Here is a 17,978-nt window from a genome sequence, read left to right as displayed (position 1 = left end):
ATGACCAAGCCCATCGTTCACATGGAAAACATCGAGAAGCACTTCGGCAACATCATCGCTTTGGCCGGCGTCAGCTTCGACGTCCTGCCCGGCGAGTGCCACTGCCTTCTCGGCGACAACGGCGCCGGCAAGTCGACCTTCATCAAGACCATGTCCGGGGTCCACAAGCCGACCAAGGGCGAGATCTACTTCGAAGGCCAGCCGATGTCCTTCGACAGTCCGCGCGACGCCATGGAGGCCGGCATCGCGACGGTCTTCCAGGATCTCGCCATGATCCCGCTGATGTCGGTGACCCGCAACTTCTTCATGGGCCGCGAGCCCACCAAGGGACGCTGGCTGTTCAAGCGCATGGACATCGAGACGGCCAATGCGGTGACCATCGAGGAGATGCGCAAGATGGGCATCGCTTTGCGCGGTCCCGACCAGGCGGTCGGCACCCTGTCGGGCGGCGAGCGCCAGACGGTGGCGATCTCCCGCGCGGTGTATTTCGGCGCCAAGGTGCTGATCCTCGACGAGCCCACTTCGGCGCTCGGCGTGCGCCAGACCTCCAACGTCCTGGCGACCATCGAGAAGGTCCGCGACCAGGGCATCGGCGTCGTCTTCATCACCCACAATGTCCGCCACGCCATGGCCGTGGGTGATCGCTTCACCGTCCTCAACCGCGGCCGCACGCTGGGCACCGCGCCGCGCGGCGAGATCACCGCCAACGAACTGCAGGACCTGATGGCCGGCGGCCAGGAACTGGCGACCCTGCAGGGCTCGCTCGGAGGAACCGTGTGATGGCGGCGAAGGATCTCGATCTCATCACCATCGGCCGGTCTTCCGTCGACCTCTATGGCGCACAGGTGGGCGGCCGGCTCGAGGACATGCGCAGCTTCGAGAAATATGTTGGCGGCTCGCCCACCAACATGGCCACCGGCACCGCCCGGCTGGGCCTGCGTTCGGCGCTGATCACCCGCGTCGGCGACGAGCATATGGGCCGGTTCCTGCGCGAGGAACTGCAGCGCGAGGGCGTCGACACGACGGGCGTCGTCACCGACCCCGACCGGCTGACGGCGCTGGTCATCCTCGGCATTCGCGACGACGAGCAGTTTCCGCTGATCTTCTATCGCGAGAACTGCGCCGACATGGCGCTGTGCGAGGACGATATCGACGAGGCCCTCATCGCCAGGGCGCGGGCCGTCGTCGTCACCGGCACCCATCTCAGCAATCCGCGGACCGAGGCCGCGGTGCTGAAGGCGCTGGAGCTTGCCCGTGCCAACGGCGCCCGCACCGCGCTCGACATCGACTACCGCCCCAATCTGTGGGGCCTAGCCGGCCACGGCGCCGGTGAGGAACGCTTCATCGCCTCCGCGGCGGTCACGGCGAAGCTGCAATCCACCCTGCATCTCTTCGACCTGATCGTCGGCACGGAGGAAGAGTTTCACATCGCCGGCGGCACCACCGACACCATCGCGGCGCTGCGGACGGTTCGCGTGGTCACCGGCGCGACGCTGGTCTGCAAGCGCGGCGCGGCCGGCGCGGTCGCCTTCGAGGGCCCGATCCGCAGCAGCCTCGACGAGGGGCAGGCGGGGCCCGGCTTCCCGATCGAAGTGTTCAACGTGCTGGGCGCCGGCGACGGCTTCATCTCCGGCCTGCTGAAGGGCTGGCTCGACGGCGAGTCCTGGCCGACGGCGCTGACCTATGCCAATGCCTGCGGCGCCTTCGCCGTGTCGCGCCATGGCTGCACCCCGGCCTATCCGAGCTGGCAGGAACTGCAGTTCTTCCTGAAGCGCGGCGTCCTGAAGGAGAAGGAAGCGCTGCGCAAGGACGCGGAACTGGAGCAGATCCACTGGTCGACGACCCGCAAGACCGACTGGTCGACCATGCGGGTCTTCGCCTTCGACCACCGCATGCAGTTCGAGGAAATGGAGGGGGCGACGCCCGACCGGATCGGGGCCTTCAAGCAGCTCTGCCTCGACGCGGCACTGCGGGTCCAGGACGGTGCGCCCGGCCACGGCATTCTGTGCGACGGCCGGCTGGGAAGGCAGGCGCTCTACCGGGCCGCCGGTCGCGGCCTGTGGATCGGCCGGCCGGTCGAATGGCCCGGATCGCGGCCGTTGTCGCTGGAGCCGGAGATCGGCTCCGATTTTGGCGGCCTGTCGGAATGGCCGAGCGAGCATGTGGTGAAATGCCTGTGCTTCTGCCATCCCAACGACGCCCCGGATCTGTGGCGCGCGCAGGAGGAGACCATCCTGCGCCTCTACAACACCTGCCGGCGCAACCGGCTGGAATTCCTGCTGGAAATCATTCCCTCCAGGGTCGGTCCGGTCGACGATGACACCGCGGCGACGGTAATCCGGCGGTTCTACGACCTCGGAGTCTATCCCGACTGGTGGAAGCTGGAGCCGATGACCAGCGAGGCCGGTTGGCAAAAGGCCTGCGCGGCGGTCCGCGACAACGATCCGAATGTGCGCGGCATCGTCGTTCTGGGCCTCGAAGCCTCCGAGGCGGCGCTCATCGAGAGTTTCTCCGTCGCCGCCCGGTTCGACCTGGTGAAGGGCTTTGCCGTCGGCCGGACGATCTTCGCCGACGCGGCGAAGGCCTACATGACCGGCGACATCACGCCCGAGGCGGCGGTGCGCCAGATGGCGGAACGATACAGCAGGCTGTGCGCTCTGTGGGACGACGCACGCCGGGCAGGGGAGAAAGCGGCATGACGACGATCTGTCTGACAGCGGCGCAGGCTCTGGTGAAATATCTCACCGCCCAGATGACCGAGGACGGCGAGCCGTTCATTGCCGGCGTGTGGGCGATCTTCGGCCATGGCAACGTCGCCGGGCTCGGCGAGGCGCTGCATGCCGAGAAGGACCAGATCCAAACGCTGCGCGGTCATAACGAGCAGACGATGTGCCATGCGGCCATCGCCTATGCCAAGCAGCTGCAGCGCCGGCGGACCATGGCGGTGACCTCGTCCATCGGGCCCGGCGCAACCAACATGGTGACCGCCGCCGCACTCGCCCATGTGAACCGTCTGCCGCTGCTGCTCCTGCCCGGCGACGTCTTCGCCAATCGCGGCCCCGATCCGGTGCTGCAGCAAGTCGAGGATTTCGGCGACGGCACCGTGACGGTGAATGACTGCTTCAGGCCGGTGACCCGCTATTTCGACCGTATCATGCGGTCCGAACAGCTTCTCACCGCCCTGCCGCGGGCCTTCCGGGTGATGACCGATCCGGCCGAATGCGGGCCGGTGTGCCTCGCCTTCTGCCAGGACGTGCAGGCCGAGGCCTACGACTATCCGGCCACCTTCTTCGAACCGCGCGTCTGGCGGACCCGGCGGCCGCATCCCGATTCGGTCGAGCTGGAACGTGTCGCGGAACTCCTGCGCCGTGCCGAAAAGCCGGTGATCGTTGCGGGCGGCGGCGTGCACTACGCCGGTGCCTGCGATGCCTTGGAAGCCTTTGCGCGCCGGCACCGGATTCCGGTGGTCGAGAGCCAGGCCGGGAAGTCGGCGCTCGCCTGGGACCACGATCTCAATTTCGGCCCGGTCGGCGTGACCGGAGCGGCGTCGGCCAACGCGATCTGCGCCGAGGCCGATCTCGTCCTCGGCGTCGGCACGCGCTTCCAGGACTTTACCACCGGATCGTGGAACCTCTTCCGAAATCCCCGGCGCCGGCTCGTCAGCCTCAACGTCGCCGCCTACGACGCCATGAAGCACGGCGCCGAACCGCTGTGCTGCGACGCACTGGTGGGCCTCGAAGCGCTGTCGCAAGCCCTCGGCGACCATGCATTCGCCGCGCCCGATGCGGCCCTGAAGCGGGACTGGTTCGCCGCCGTCGATCCGCTGACCGCGGCGCCAAAGGACAGCAATGCCCTGCCGACGGACCAGCAGGTGATCGGCGCGGTGCAGCGGGCCAGCGGCGTCGATAACGTCGTCATGTGCGCCGCCGGTACCATGCCCGGCGAACTCCACACGCTGTGGAAGGCGCCGCGGCCGGGCGCCTACCATATGGAATACGGCTTCTCCTGCATGGGCTACGAGATCGCCGGCGCAATGGGCATCAAGATGGCCGAGCCCGATCGCGACGTGGTCTGCATGATCGGCGACGGCAGCTATATGATGGCCAATTCCGAGCTCGCCACGGCGGCGATGCTGGGGATCAAGTTCACCGTCGTCGTCACCGACAATCGCGGCTATGGCTGCATCAACCGGCTGCAGATGAGCACCGGCGGGGCCGAGTTCAACAATCTTCTGGAACACGCCCATCACGTGCACCCGTCGCGGATCGACTTCGCCGCCCACGCCGCATCGATGGGCGCCACCGCATCCCATGTCACCTCCATCGCCGAGCTGGAAGTCGCGCTGGCGGCGGCGGGCGATGCAGACGGGCCGGTGGTGCTGGTGATCGACACCGACCCCTATCCGAGCACCGGGCCGGGTGGCCATTGGTGGGACGTGGCGGTGCCGGAGGTCTCGGCCCGCCCGGCGGTGGAAGCGGCCCGCAAGGCCTATGAAGCGCAATTGCGGATGCGCGCCGGCGGCTGACCGGCCGCCGCCCCGTCCCTCGATCTCCTGAATGGAAAACTGCCCATGATCCGCTTCGGCACGAACCCCATCGCCTGGTCGAACGACGACGACCAGAGCCTTGGTGCCCATATCCCGCTCGACCAGTGCCTCGGTGAAGCCGCGGCCATCGGCTTCGACGGCATCGAGAACGGCCACAAATTTCCCTGGGACCCGGCCGACTTGCGGGCGGTCCTTCAGCCGCACGGCCTCGCCTTCGTCTCGGCCTGGTATTCGCTCAATCTCCTCGTCCATTCGGCCGAGCAGGAGATCGCGCTGATTCAGCCGCATCTTGATCGGCTGAAGGCGATGGGCTGCACCGTTTGCATCGCCTGCGAGACTTCCAACGCGATCCACGGCAATGACGCGGTCGGGCTGGCAGCCTCGCCGGTGCTGAATGTGGATCAATGGGCGGAGTTCGGCGCCCGGGTCGAGAAGGTCGCGGCCCATTGCGCCGCCGAGGGCGTGCCTCTGGTCTACCATCATCACATGGGCACGGTCGTCGAAACGCCGGCCGAACTGGACCTGTTCATGGCCCATACCGGGCCGGCGACCCGGCTGCTGTTCGATGCCGGGCATTTCTATTTCGGCGGCAACGGCGTCGATCCGGCGCCCTATCTCGCCCGGCATGTCGATCGCGTGGCGCATTTCCACGCCAAGAACGTACGGCCGGCCGTGATGGCGGATGTGCGCCGCGACGGGCTGTCGTTTCTCGAAGGCGTGCGCCGCGGTGTCTTCACCGTGCCGGGCGATGCGGAGGGCGGGGTCGAATTCGGCCCCTGCCTCGCGGTCCTGGCCGAGCATGGCTACGACGGCTGGATCGTCATCGAGGCCGAGCAGGACCCGGAGGTCCGCGATCCGGTCGAATATCAGCGCCTCGGCCTGAAGACCCTGAAGACGCTGGCCGCCGAAGCCGGCCTCGTCGCGGACTGAACAGGCGGACCCGGATCGCGGGCGCGCCCTGCGGACGATCAACAGCATTGCGGAGGATCACGATGGCCGACCTTCTTCGTCGCCCGAACGGCCGGCATGGCCTGGTGCACGACATCACCCCGGCCGATGCCGGCTGGTCCTATGTCGGCTTCGCGCTGCATCGGCTGGAGGCCGGCGAGACGGCGTCGGCGGAGACCGGCGACGAGGAAGCCATCCTCGTTCTGCTGGAAGGCAAGGGTGAGGTCAGTGCCGGCGACCAGAATTTCGGCGAGCTCGGCGCGCGCATGTCGGTCTTCGAGCTGGTGCCGCCCCACGCAGTCTATGTGCCGAACGGCTCGCGCTGGCAGGTCACGGCGACGACGACGCTGACGCTGGCGGTCTGCCGCGCCCCGGGCAAGGGCGGCCACGCCGCGCGGGTGATCGGCCCGCAGGGCATTCCCACCATCGTCAAGGGCAAGGGGGCCAACACCCGCAAGGTGCACGCCATTGCCATGGAAGAGCGCGACGTTGCCGACAGCCTGCTGGTGACCGAGGTCTACACGCCGGCGGGCAACTGGTCGTCCTATCCGCCGCACCGGCACGACGAGGATGATTTCCCGCGCATGACCTATCTGGAAGAGACCTATTACCACCGGCTCGATCCGCCGCGGGGTTTCGGCTTCCAGCGGGTCTTCACCGACGACGGCAGCCTCGACGAGACCATGACCGTCCATGACGGCGACGTCGTTCTCGTGCCGAAGGGGCACCATCCCTGCGGCGCGCCGCATGGCTACAACATGTACTATCTCAACGTCATGGCCGGCCCCCGTCGCCAGTGGCGGTTCGAGAACCACCCCGACCACGACTGGATCGCCCAGCGCGACGCCGACTGAACGGCCGGCCGGCAACGGCGCAGAAAGTGGGGATCGGCAGCGCCGAGGGGCTCAGCTCGCCCGCTCGACCCGCCGTACCAGCGCCAGGAGATCGGCTTCGCGGCCGAGCGGCGCGATGATCTGGACGCCCGTCGACAGGCCGCCGCGAAAGCCGGCCGGCAGGGCGAGGACGGGGCAGCCGGACAGGGTGGCGGGCGCCACGCATTCCATCCAGCGGTGATAGCTGTCCATCGCCCGGCCATCGATCGCCTGCGGCCAGCGCTCGCCGATCGCGAACGGCCAGACCTGCGCGGCCGGAAGGGCCAGCAGGTCGAAGCGGGCGAAGAGGTCGACGAGCCGCAGATGCCAGGCGGTCCGCACCTCGCGGGCGGCCTCGACGGCCAGGGCCGACAGACTCAGGCCGTTCTCGATTTCCCAGACCATTTCCGGTTTCAAGAGGTCGCGCGTCGCCGGATCGGCATGGAGCGGGGCATATCTGGCCGCGACCGCCACATGGCGCTGGATCACGAAGCTCTGCCACAGGCGCTCGGCGTTGAAGCCCAAAGCCGCCGCCTCGACCACGGCGCCCGGAATGCGTTCCAGCGCCGCGCGGCTGGTATCGAGGATGCCCGGCTCCATGGCGAGATGGCCGTCGAAATCGCCGAGCCAGCCGATCCGGACGGGCGCGTCCTCGTCGCGCGTCGTCCTCTCGAGGCCGGGAAGCCCCTCCGACAGTGGCTGGCGCGGATCGGCGCCGGCCTGGACCCCGAGCAGCAGGGCGAGATCGTCGGCGGTCCGCGCCATCGGCCCGTCGGTGGCGAGCGCCGCCTCGAAGACATTGCCGGCCGGCAGGCTCGGCACCCGGCCGAAGGAGGGGCGCAGCCCGTAGACATTGTTGAAGGCGGCGGGATTGCGCAGCGAGCCGCCCATGTCTGAGCCGTCGGCGAGCGGCAGCATGCGCGTCGCGATGGCGACGGCCGCGCCGCCGCTGGAGCCGCCGGCGCTGCGCTCCGGGGCAAAGGCGTTGCCGGTCGCGCCGAAGACCGCGTTGAAGGTGTGGGAGCCGAGGCCGAATTCCGGCGTGTTGGTCTTGCCGGCGATGATCGCGCCGGCCGCCCGGATGCGCGCCGTCGAGCGGCCGTCGCAATCGGGCACGTGGTCGCGGTAGATCGGCGAGCCGAAGGTAGTGGTCAGCCCCTTTGTCGGCGACAGATCCTTGATGGCGATGGGCAGGCCGTGCAGCGGACCGGTGGCGGCGCCGCTGGCCCGCGCCCGGTCGGCGGCCGCGGCGTCCGCGAGCACCGCGTCCCGCGGGCGCCGGGACACGATGGCGTTGTAGGTCGGGTTGAGCGCGTCGATCCGGTCGAGGAAGGCGGTGACGATCTCCACCGAGGACAGGCGCCCGGCACGCATCTCCGCCATCAACGCCATCGCATCCATGGCGCAGATCCCGGACACCGCGTCCGGTGCGCGCAGATGGTCCGGCCCGTCGAACGGCGAGAGCGTCTCGCCGTTCGAACCTTGATCTGTCCCGCCGGATGTCACGGGCGCAGGCCTCCCTCGGGGCGCCGCATCAGGCGCCGAGTTCTGCCAGAAGGCCGCCCAGCAGACGTCCCCGCGACACCAGGCTCGACACCTCGATATGCTCGTTCAGCGTATGGACGTCGGCGCCCACGACGCCGAGGCCGTCCAGCGTCGGCAGGCCCATGGCGCCGGTGAAATTGCCGTCCGAGCCGCCGCCCTCGCTGGCATGGGCAAGGTCGAATCCCAGCGCGTTGCCGATCCGCCGGACGCGTTCGTAGAGTTCCATCGTGCCGGCGCTGGCTTCCCACACCGGGCGCACGACGCTCTTCTCGACGACGAAGCCGGTGCCGTCCGCTTCGCGCCTGTCGAAGGCGAGGATGTTCTCGGTGCCCCGGTCGAGGTCTTCCTGGCGCTTGGCCATGGACAGGCACTCGGCCCGCGCGATGGTCGGCACGCAATTGACCCACTGGCCGCCATGCATGACCGAGACCGAGAAGGTGCAGTCCTCGTCGGTCATGTCCTCGATGGCGATCAGCTGCCGGGCCATCATCTTCACCGCCGACTGGCCGGCCTTCAGCGCGGCGCCGGCATGGCTCGGGCGGCCCATGGCGGTCAGATGGTAGCGGGCGATGGCGTAGCGGCCGGTGACCACCGTGTTGCGGGCCCAGGCCGGCTCCGGCACCAGAATGTAGCGGTGCTTGGCGGCCTCGGCCTCGATCAGCGCACGGGTGCCGGGCGTGCCGATCTCCTCGTCGGAGGTCAGCAGCACATGCACCGGCAGCGGCGTCTCGACGCCCATCTCGGCCAGCGCCTTGACGGCGCTGATGGCGATGTAGTTGCCGCCCTTCATGTCGCAGATGCCGGGTCCCCAGCAGATGTCGCCCTCGCGCCGGAACGGCAGCTTCTCCAGCGTGCCGAGCGGGTGCACCGTGTCCAGATGGCCGATGATCAGGATGCCGGGCTCGCCGGCCCTGGGATGCGGAAACGCGCCGCGCACGCAATTGCCCAGCCCCTCGGGGCCGGGAATGGTCTCGACCTCGAAACCCATCGCCTGCATGTCCTCGGCGGCCAGCGCCATCATCCGGTCGACCGACGGCTTGTCATAGGTCGGGCTCTCGCACTCGACCCAGCGCCTCAGCCCACTCAGCATCCGTTCCGCATCCAACGGGATCTTGGTCACGTCCATCGTCACTCTCGCTTTCCTGAGGTCTCGAACCGGCCGATCAGGCCGCCAGCCGCTTCTCGACGATGCGCGCCAGAAGGCTGGAGCCGATCGGCAGGATGCCGTCGTCGAGGATGAAGCCGGGATTGTGAAGCGGCATGGTGCCGCCATGGCCGACCCAGCAATAGGAGCCGGGGACCGCGTGCAGCATGTCGGCAAAATCCTCGCTGCCCATGGTCGGGCGCGGATCGGTGAAGACCTTGTCTTCGCCGACGATCTCGACGGCGACTTCGCGCAGCGCATCGGTCTCGGCCTCGTGGTTTTCCAGCACCGAGAAGACGTCGCGTATGTCGACCACGATCTCGCAGTCGTAGCTCGCCGCGAAACCGGCGGCGATCTCGCGGATGCGGGTGGCGACGAGCTCGCCGACATCGTCGTGGAAGTAGCGGATCGTGCCGCCGAGATCGGCCTCTTCCGGGATGACGTTGTAGGCCGACCCCGCGGTGAACTTGGTGATCGACAGCACCGCCGGCTTCAGCGGATTGACGTTGCGGCTGACGATCGACTGCAGGCTCTGGCCGAGCGCCATGGCGATGACGATCGGGTCCTTGGAATTGTGCGGCATCGCCGCATGGCTGCCGCGCGCCTTGATCCGGATGTCGAAGAACTTGGCGCCGGCCATCGCCTTGCCCGGGAAGACGGCGACCTCGCCCAGCTCCAGATCGGGCATGTTGTGCAGGCCGTAGATCTCGTCGCAGGGGAAGCGCTCGAACAGGCGGTCGGCGATCATCGCGCGGGCGCCGCCCAGCCCCTCTTCGGCGGGCTGGAAGACGAACATCGCAGTGCCCTTGAAGTCGCGATTTGCGGCCAGGTAGCGCGCCGCGCCGAGCAGCATGGTGGTGTGGCCGTCATGGCCGCAGCCATGGAAGCGGCCGGGATTGGTCGAGCGGTAGGGAAGGTTGGTGAACTCCTCCATCGGCAGGGCGTCCATGTCGGCGCGCAGGCCGATGGTCCGGCCGTCGCCGCCGGTGCCCCTGAGGATGCCGACGACGCCGGTGCCGCCGATGCCTTCGTGGATCTCGTCGACGCCGTAGCTCTTCAGCGCCTCGGCGACGATGGCGGCGGTGCGCTTTTCCTCGAAGCCGATCTCCGGATGGGCGTGCAGATCGTGGCGGATCGCGGTCAGGTCTTCGGCAAAGCTCTTGATCTCGGGAATGATGGTCATGGTCGGGTTTCCTCGTTTCGCGGCCGCGGCAAGGCGGTCGCAGGCATTACGACGGATGGGATTCGGCGGGATCGAACACCGGGCCGGTGGGTGACAGGTCGATGCCGGGCCGCAGCCGTCGGAAGGGCAGGTCGGCCGGCGACAGGGGCATGGGTCCCGGTGCCGTGCAGGTCAGGATCGTCTCGGCGGTCGGTGCGAAATCGGCACGGAAATGCACCGAGCTCTTGTTGACGAGGATCGCCTCCCCCTCGGGTTCGATGCCGACGAAGCGATACATCTCGCGGTCGGCCATCTGCGCCTTGGCCGAGGCGACGACGACGCGCACGCCGCCGATCTTCAGACAGGCGGAGGGGCCGAGGCGCATGCGCGCACCGCCATAGAAGGCACCGGAGGCGATGAAGTCGCCGTCGGACAGGGCGGTGACCTCGAAAATGCCGGTGAAGGGCGTGTCGCCGGCGACGCCGTCGGCGCCGCTGAGGGTGATCTCGGCCGTCGCCCCGACGCCCGCCGCATGGGCGGCCGCCGCCGCCTTCGGATCGAAGATCACCCCGATCGCGGCGCGCTGCGCGTCGGCTTCGACCAGCGCCTTCAGCATGCCGGTGGTGTTGGAATCGCCGCCGGCACCGGGATTGTCCTGGGTGTCGGCAATGACGACCGGGCGCGTGGCTCTTGCCGCGATCCGCATCGCCTCGCGCACCCCGTCCAGGGGGGCGAAGGCCTTGCCGGCATAGGCGGAACGCGCCGCGACGACCCTGTCTGCCAAGGCGTTTGCGGCGGCATCGGCCGCCGCCTGATCGGCGCCATAGGCGAGGACGGACGGGCCGCAATCGGGAAAGTCGGCGGCCGGGAAGCCGCAGAGATAGGAGACGCTGGCGACCCCGCCGGTCTCCATCTCCAGCAGGGCGCCATAGAGCGTGGCGTTCGGCTCCATGGTGGTCGATTGCCAGGCGATGGGGATCAGGAAGGGGATCTGCCGGAATGCCTTGGCGTGGCGCTGGCCGGCGAGCAGCGGGACCAGCTGCTCGGCGGTGCGGCGTCCGGTCTCGGCCATGTCGACATGGGGATAGGTGCGGTAGGCGACGAGGAGATCGGCCTCGGCGACCATCAGCGGCGTGACGTTGCCGTGAAGGTCGAGGCTGGCGACCAGCGGAACGTCGGGGCCGATGACCCGGCGCACCCGCGCCAGCAGTTCGCCTTCGCCATCGTCGAGATGGGTGCAGACCATGGCGCCGTGGAGATCGAGATAGACCGCGTCGAGCGGCAGTGCGGCTTCGATCGCCGCGACGATGCGGGCGGCGATGGCCTCATAGGCGTCTTCGGTGACATGGGCGGAGGGCACCGCTGCGCACCACAGCGTCGGCACGAGGTGCCAGCCGCGTCGCGCGGCTTCGGTGACGAAGCCGCAGATGCCCATGTTGACGTCGCGCGTCGCCGCGATCATCGCCGGGCCCTCCGCCAGCGCCGGCCAGCCACCACCATGCTCGAAGGCGGCGTAGTCCGCTCTGGTCGGCGCGAACGTATTGGTCTCGTGCATGAACCCGCCGACCGCGATGCGCGGGGCGGGCGTCCTTGTGCTGTCGTCTGTCATGCCGGCACGGTCGTGTCCCTGAAGCCTGCTGCGCCGGGCAGCGGGCAAAAATTCGGAAAGTCCCAGTAGCGGCCTGGGGCCGCATCGATCAGTTCGCGCGTATAGGCCTCGCGCGGATTGCCCAGCACCTCGGCGGTCGGGCCGTATTCCACCACCCGGCCGCGCTGCATCACCACCACCTCGTCGCAGATCTGCGCGGCGACGCGCAGGTCGTGGGTGATGAACAGGAGGGCGACGCCGAGCCGCGCCTGGATGTCGTCGAGTAGGTCGAGGACCTGGGCCTGCACCGAGACGTCGAGGGCCGACACCGCCTCGTCGGCGACGAGGACGTCCGGCTCCATGGCGAGCGCCCGGGCGATGGCGATGCGCTGGCGCTGGCCGCCGGAAAACTGGTGCGGATGCCGGTCGATGGCGTCCTTGGGCAGGCCGACGAGTTCCAGAAGGGTCTTGGCCTGCTCGCGCGCCTCCCGGGGCGAGGTGCCGTAGTTGATCGGCCCTTCGGTGATGCTGTCGCCTACCGTCAGTCGCGGATTGAGCGAGCGGTTGGGGTCCTGGAAGATCATCTGGATGCGCTTGCGCCACGGCCGCAGCGCCCGGCGCGACAGGCCCGAAATGTCGGAGCCGCGCAGGCGGATGGTGCCGGCGGTGGGTTCGATCAGCCGCATGACGCAGCGCGCCACGGTGGACTTGCCCGAGCCGCTCTCGCCGACAATGCCGAGGGTGCGGCCACGCCCGAGGATCAGGTTGACGTCCTTCGCCGCGACGGTGCCCTCGCGTTTGCGGAACAGCGAGCCCTGGCTGTAGGTCATGCCGAGTTCGCTGGTCTCCAGGACGATCTCGCGGGAGGCCGCGGGGCGGGCGTCGCGCGGGCGCAGTGCCGGCACGGCGGTCAGGAGGTTGCGGGTATAGGGCTTGGTCGGCGCGGTGAGGATCGCCTCGATCGGCCCGGATTCGACGATCTCGCCGGCCCGCATCACATAGACCCGGTCGGCGATGTCGGCGACGACGCCCATGTCGTGGGTGATGAACAGGACCGACGTGCCGAGCCGCTCCTGGATCTCGCGGATCAGCTTCAGGATCTGCTTCTGGGTCGTCACGTCGAGGGCGGTCGTCGGCTCATCGGCGATCAGCAGCCTGGGTTCGAGGACCAGCGCCATGGCGATCATCACCCGCTGGCGCTGGCCTCCCGAAAGCTGGTGCGGATAGGAGCGGCACATGCGCTCCACATCCGGCAGATGGACGAGCGAGAGAATGTCGCGGATGCGCGTCCGGCGGTCGGCTGTGCTCATGCTGGCATGGGCGCTCAGCACTTCCTCCAACTGGCTCTCGACGGTCATCACCGGGTTGAGCGCCGTCATCGGCTCCTGGAAGATCATCGACATGCGGGTGGCGCGCAGCTGGCGCAGCCGCGCCGGGCTGGCGGTCAGGACATCCTCGCCCTCGACGAGAATGCGGCCCGAACGGGCGGTGAGCGCGCCTTTCGGCAACAGCCCCATCGTGGCCAGCGACGTCACCGACTTGCCGGAGCCGCTCTCGCCGACGAGGCAGACGGTCTCGCCGGCACCGACGCGCAGCGAGATGCCGTCGAGGATCGGGGCCGGCTGGCGGCCGCGTGTGGTGACGACGAGATTCTCGACGACGAGGACGTCACCGCTGCTCGCGGCGGCGGGGTGGGCGTGGTCGTTCATCAGGCCTCCCTCTTCTTGCCGAGGCGCGGGTCCATGACGTCGCGGGCGGTGTCGCCGAGAATGTTGATCGACAGGATGGCCAGCGACAGGAACAGGCCCGGCCAGAAGATCAGCGACGGTTTGAGCTGGAAGTAGAGCCGGCCCTCCGACATGATGTTGCCCCAGGACGGCGTCTCGGTGCCAATGCCGGCGCCCAGGAACGACAGGATCGCCTCGGTCAGGATCGCCGAAGCGCAGACATAGGTGCCCTGGACGATCAGCGGCGCGATGGTGTTGGGCGTCAGGTGTCGCCACATGATCTTCGGCAGGCTGGAGCCGACGGCGATGGCGGCCTCGACATAGGGCTCCTCGCGCGCCGACAGGACGACCGAGCGCACCAGCCGCACGACGCGCGGAATTTCCGGAATGGTGATGGCGATGAGCACGGTCCAGAGGCTGGAGCCGGCCAGCGACACGATGGCGATGGCCAGGAGCACGCTGGGGATTGCCATCAGGCCGTCCATGATCCGCATCAGGATGGCGTCGAGCCAGCGGAAGAAGCCCGAGATCAGGCCGAGCGGCAGGCCGATCAGCACCGCCACCATGGCCGCGCCGATGCCGACGATCAGCGAGACGCGGGCGCCGTAGAGCGTGCGCGAGAAGACGTCGCGGCCATAGGCGTCGGTGCCGAAGGGATGGGTGGCGCTGGCGCCCGCCAGCCGTTCCATCGGGTTCATGGCGATCGGGTCGAAGGGCGCAATGACCGGCGCCAGCAGGGCACCGATGACGATGACCCCCAGGCAGATCGCGGCGAGGGTCGGCGCAAAGCGCAGATCCGCCAGTTCGATCCGTGGCAGGAAGCGGCGCTTGATGACCGGCTCGGCAATCGGGGGCAGGGTGTCTCTCCTCGCCATCAGTATCGGATCCTCGGGTCCATGAACGCGTAGGAGATGTCGATCAGGAGATTGATCACCACGTAGATGCCGCTGGTCAGGAGGATCAGCGCCTGGATCACCGGGTAGTCGCGGGCAAGGATGGCGTCGACGGTCAGCCGCCCGAGGCCGGGAATGTTGAAGACGCTTTCGGTGACGACGACGCCGGAGATCATGAGCGCGAAACCGGTGCCGACGACGGTGAGGATCGGCACGGCGGCGTTGCGCAGCGCATGGCGGAACAGGACGATCCGCTCCGACAGGCCCTTGGCCCGCGCGGTGCGCACATAGTCCTCGTCGAGAACGTCCAGCATCGCGGCGCGGGTCATGCGGGCAATCAGCGCGATGTAGATCGTCGCCAGGGTGAAGGCCGGCAGGATGATGCGCGCCAGGAACGGCCCGACCCCGTCGAAGATGCTCTTGAAACCCTGGACTGGCAGCAGCTTCAGGTCGATGGCGAAGATCTGGATGAAGATGTAGCCGGTGACGAAGACCGGGATCGAGAAGCCCAGCACCGAGATCGCCATGATGACGTTGTCGGTGAGCGTGCCGTGGCGCCAGGCGGCGAGGACGCCCATCGGGATCGACAGGAGAAGCGTGATCGCCATGGTCACGAGGGCGAGGCTGAGGGTCGGCTCCAGCCGCTGGCCGATCAGGGTCAGGACCGGCGTGCGCGAGATCAGCGAGCGGCCGAAATCGCCGCTCAGCAACTGGCCGCTCCAGGTGATGAACTGGGTCACCAGCGGCTCGTTGAGGCCGAGGCTCTGGCGGATCTGGGCGAGCTGTTCGGGCGTCGCCATGTCGCCGGCAATGATCGCGGCCGGGTCGCCCGGCGTCAGCCGCAACAAGAGGAAAACGAACAGCGCCACGACGATCAGCACCGGCACGGAGGCCAGGACGCGGCGGAAGATGTAGGCGAGCATTGGTCGAGCCTCGCGGCGCAGGACGCTGCAGAAGGGAACGGGTGACGCCGCGCCGTCAGCGACGCGGCGTTACGGGCATGGCGTCAGTCGGTCTTCTGGACGCTCCAGAACACCGGAACCGGCATCTTCATGACGTCGGTCAGCTTGTTGGAGATCGTCGTCGGGATCCGGTACTCGCCGACCGGGATGTAGTTGACGACGTCATAGGCGTGGGCCTGGATGTCCTCGGCGATCTTCTTTCGCTCGGCCTCGTCGCCGGCCTTGGCGAAGGCGACGCGCAGTTCCTCCAGCTTCGGATCGTCCGGCCAGCCGAACCAGGCCGCTTCCTTGCCGCCGCCGTTCAGCATCGGGTTGTTGAGCGGGCTCCACACCTCCGGGATGATCCAGTTGGTGAAGAACATGTTCCAGCCGCCGTCGGCGGGCGCGGACTGGCTGGCGCGTCGGGTCACGAGGGTCTGCCAGTCCATCGGCTGCATGTCGACGGTGAAGCCGGCCTGGCGCAGGAGCTGGGCGGCGACCACCGGCTGCGGGCCGACGGAGCCGACATCGGTCGGCTGCATCAGGACGACCGGGGTGCCGTCATAGCCGGCCTCGTCGAGCATCTTCTTGGCGACCTCGGGCTGCGGGCCCTTCATGATCAGCTCATCGCCGGCCTCGGTCGCGAACGGCGTGTTGCAGCCATACATCGAGCCGCAGGTGTCCTGATATTCCGGATTGCCGACGAGGGCGGCGAGGATCGGCTCCTGGCCGAGCGCCGCCATGGCGGCACGCCGGATCTCGACATTGTCGAAGGGCGGGTAGAGCCAGTTGAGTCGGCCCATGGTCTGGTAGCCGTAATCGGCGAGGGTCATCACCGTCAGCTCGGGATTGCCCTGAAGCAGCGGCAGAAGGTCGGTCGGTGTCTGCTCGATATAGTCGATCTCGCCGCCATTGATGGCGTTCACCGCGGTCTGCGCGTCCGGCATGACCACCCAGGTCACGCGGTCGACATTCACCACCTTGCCGCCGGCGGTCCAACTCGGTGCCTCGTCGCGCGGCACATAGTCGGGGTTCTTGTCGTAGACGGCGCGCACGCCGGGTTCGAACTCGGCCTCGACGAAGGTGAACGGGCCGGAGCCGGTATAGTCGGTGATCGCCTCGCCGGAGGGCGTCTTAGCGACGCGCTCCGGCATGATGAAGGACGGCAGGCCCGACGGCTTGGCGATCAGTTCGAGGACGTAGGAGAACGGCTCGGACAGGGTCAGGACCGCGGTCTTGTCGTCCTTGGCCTCGAGGCTCGCCACGTATTTGAACATCATCTGGGCGCCGCCGTCGCGTTCGCCCCAGCGCTTCAGCGAGGCGACCACGTCGGCCGCCGTCACCGGCGCGCCGTCATGCCATTTCAGGCCGTCGCGCAGGGTGAAGCTGTAGGTGAGCTTGTCGTCGGAGATCTCCCAGCTGGCCATCTGCGGCTGCGGCTTCAGGTTCTCGTCCATGCCCAGAAGCGTGTCGTAGATCATGTAGCCGTGGTTGCGCGTGATGTGCGCGGTGGTGATCACGGGATCGAGGACGCGGATGCCCGAATGCATCACGGCGCGGATTTCCTGGGCGGCGGCGGGGCCGCCGGCAAGGCCCGTCATGGCGACGACGGAGGCGAGCAGGGCGGTTCGGATCGCCCGCGTTGGTCGGAAGGTGGAAGCGGCAGAGAAGAAGGACATCAATGCGTCTCCGAAGGGTAGGGCTCGGGGGCCGGGACATCTCCGCCCGTTATCGCATGCCGATAACCGTTTGCGGATTGTGGTATCGTAGGAACACGGCTACGATTCAGTCAACACTCCGAATTGATCAAATAGTGTGCAGCGCAGCATGCCGGCAGACCGGGACATTCAAAAGGACGGCCACTTCGTTGCCTCGCTCGGCAAGGCGATGACCCTTCTGGAGGCCTTCGCGCCCGAGCGTTCGCGCATGGGCCTGACCGAATTGTCCGCGGCGACCGGGCTCGACCGCAGCAGCGTTCAGCGTCTGGTCACCACCTTCACCCGTCTGGGCTATCTCGACAAGGACCCGACCACCCGGCGCTACAGTCCGTCGATCCGGATGACCGAGCTCGCCAACGCCTATTTCTGGTCGCAGGAGCTGGTCCATACGGCGATGCCCAAGCTGATCGACCTGCACCAGTCGCTGGGCGAAACCATCAATTTCTCGCGCATCGACGGCCCCGACATCGTCTACATCGTCCGCCTGCCCAGCGCCCGCACAAGCTTTGGCGCTTCCATCGTCGGGCGCCGGGTTCCGGCGCTGAACACGTCGAGCGGCCGGGTGATGCTCTCGCGCCTCGGCGCCGAGACCCGCCGCCGCTGCGTCGAGGAATGGCCGATGCGGCGGTTCACGCCTGCGACGGTGATGGACCGCGGCGCCGTCAGCGCCCTCGTCGAGGCAGCGGCCGAGACCGGCTACTCCATCGCCGAGAACGAGGTGCAGATGAACGAGCTCGGCGTCGCCGTGGCCGTCGGCCGCGACCCGCAGACCGGCGGGGCGATCCATTGCTCGGTCAGCGGCACCGCTTGGACCCGCGAACGGCTGGAGGCCGAGATCATCCCGCCCTTGCTCGATGCCGCCAACGGCGTCGGCTGACCGGCCGCCCATGCCGA

At 68.2% G+C, this 17,978-nt stretch carries 14 protein-coding genes; 6 read left to right on the top strand and 8 right to left on the bottom strand.

The features are described from left to right. The 5 genes from SI859A1_RS14650 to iolB all read left to right on the top strand — a co-directional run bounded on the left by SI859A1_RS14650 (position 1) and on the right by iolB (position 6,348). The gene (locus SI859A1_RS14650) at positions 1–780 is read left to right on the top strand and encodes an ATP-binding cassette domain-containing protein (protein ID WP_009210502.1); all 780 of its coding nucleotides are present in this window, start codon (positions 1–3) and stop codon (positions 778–780) included. Beyond that, positions 780–2,699, top strand: a complete 1,920-nt coding sequence (locus SI859A1_RS14645; RefSeq protein WP_009210501.1) for a bifunctional 5-dehydro-2-deoxygluconokinase/5-dehydro-2-deoxyphosphogluconate aldolase — start codon at positions 780–782, stop codon at positions 2,697–2,699. Before SI859A1_RS14650 ends, SI859A1_RS14645 begins: the two co-directional genes overlap by 1 nt. Beyond that, positions 2,696–4,525 carry a 3D-(3,5/4)-trihydroxycyclohexane-1,2-dione acylhydrolase (decyclizing) gene (gene iolD, locus SI859A1_RS14640; protein ID WP_009210500.1) on the top strand — a complete coding sequence of 610 codons (1,830 nt, stop codon included), beginning with the start codon at positions 2,696–2,698 and terminating at the stop codon, positions 4,523–4,525. Before SI859A1_RS14645 ends, iolD begins: the two co-directional genes overlap by 4 nt. A 45-nt stretch (positions 4,526–4,570) precedes the next feature. After that, positions 4,571–5,476, top strand: a complete 906-nt coding sequence (iolE, locus tag SI859A1_RS14635; protein ID WP_009210499.1) for a myo-inosose-2 dehydratase — start codon at positions 4,571–4,573, stop codon at positions 5,474–5,476. Positions 5,477–5,538: 62 nt separating this feature from the next. Then, entirely contained in the window at positions 5,539–6,348 is an 810-nt protein-coding gene (gene iolB / locus SI859A1_RS14630; RefSeq protein WP_009210498.1) for a 5-deoxy-glucuronate isomerase, read from the top strand. A 51-nt stretch (positions 6,349–6,399) separates the two neighbouring features. Here the strand turns inward: iolB and SI859A1_RS14625 are convergent, their stop codons facing one another. The 8 genes from SI859A1_RS14625 to SI859A1_RS14590 all read right to left on the bottom strand — a co-directional run bounded on the left by SI859A1_RS14625 (position 6,400) and on the right by SI859A1_RS14590 (position 17,045). Next, a complete protein-coding gene (locus SI859A1_RS14625; protein WP_009210497.1) occupies positions 6,400–7,872 on the bottom strand; it encodes an amidase in 1,473 nt (490 codons plus the stop codon). A gap of 28 nt (positions 7,873–7,900) precedes the next feature. After that, positions 7,901–9,037, bottom strand: coding sequence for a M20/M25/M40 family metallo-hydrolase (locus tag SI859A1_RS14620; RefSeq protein WP_040325864.1), 1,137 nt, complete (start codon positions 9,035–9,037; stop codon positions 7,901–7,903). Positions 9,038–9,074: 37 nt separating this feature from the next. Then, a complete protein-coding gene (locus SI859A1_RS14615; protein WP_009210495.1) occupies positions 9,075–10,238 on the bottom strand; it encodes a M20 aminoacylase family protein in 1,164 nt (387 codons plus the stop codon). A 46-nt stretch (positions 10,239–10,284) separates the two neighbouring features. Beyond that, positions 10,285–11,826: a M81 family metallopeptidase gene (locus SI859A1_RS14610; protein WP_009210494.1), complete on the bottom strand. Its 1,542-nt coding sequence runs from the start codon at positions 11,824–11,826 to the stop codon at positions 10,285–10,287. Further along, positions 11,823–13,514, bottom strand: a complete 1,692-nt coding sequence (locus SI859A1_RS14605; RefSeq protein WP_009210493.1) for an ABC transporter ATP-binding protein — start codon at positions 13,512–13,514, stop codon at positions 11,823–11,825. The genes SI859A1_RS14610 and SI859A1_RS14605 overlap by 4 nt, the downstream gene beginning before the upstream one ends. Further along, a complete protein-coding gene (locus tag SI859A1_RS14600) occupies positions 13,514–14,407 on the bottom strand; it encodes an ABC transporter permease (protein ID WP_009210492.1) in 894 nt (297 codons plus the stop codon). Before SI859A1_RS14600 ends, SI859A1_RS14605 begins: the two co-directional genes overlap by 1 nt. After that, positions 14,407–15,348: an ABC transporter permease gene (locus SI859A1_RS14595; RefSeq protein ID WP_009210491.1), complete on the bottom strand. Its 942-nt coding sequence runs from the start codon at positions 15,346–15,348 to the stop codon at positions 14,407–14,409. The genes SI859A1_RS14600 and SI859A1_RS14595 overlap by 1 nt, the downstream gene beginning before the upstream one ends. A gap of 83 nt (positions 15,349–15,431) precedes the next feature. Beyond that, a complete protein-coding gene (locus SI859A1_RS14590) occupies positions 15,432–17,045 on the bottom strand; it encodes an ABC transporter substrate-binding protein (protein ID WP_009210490.1) in 1,614 nt (537 codons plus the stop codon). Between the two features lie 136 nt (positions 17,046–17,181). Here SI859A1_RS14590 and SI859A1_RS14585 point away from each other — a divergent pair, with 136 nt between their 5' ends. Then, positions 17,182–17,961 carry an IclR family transcriptional regulator gene (locus tag SI859A1_RS14585; RefSeq protein ID WP_009210489.1) on the top strand — a complete coding sequence of 260 codons (780 nt, stop codon included), beginning with the start codon at positions 17,182–17,184 and terminating at the stop codon, positions 17,959–17,961. Positions 17,962–17,978: the final 17 nt, after the last annotated feature.

This window comes from Aurantimonas manganoxydans SI85-9A1 (assembly GCF_000153465.1).
In the GTDB taxonomy this organism is placed as follows: domain Bacteria; phylum Pseudomonadota; class Alphaproteobacteria; order Rhizobiales; family Rhizobiaceae; genus Aurantimonas; species Aurantimonas manganoxydans.
This window is presented reverse-complemented; position numbering and strand designations above follow the sequence as displayed.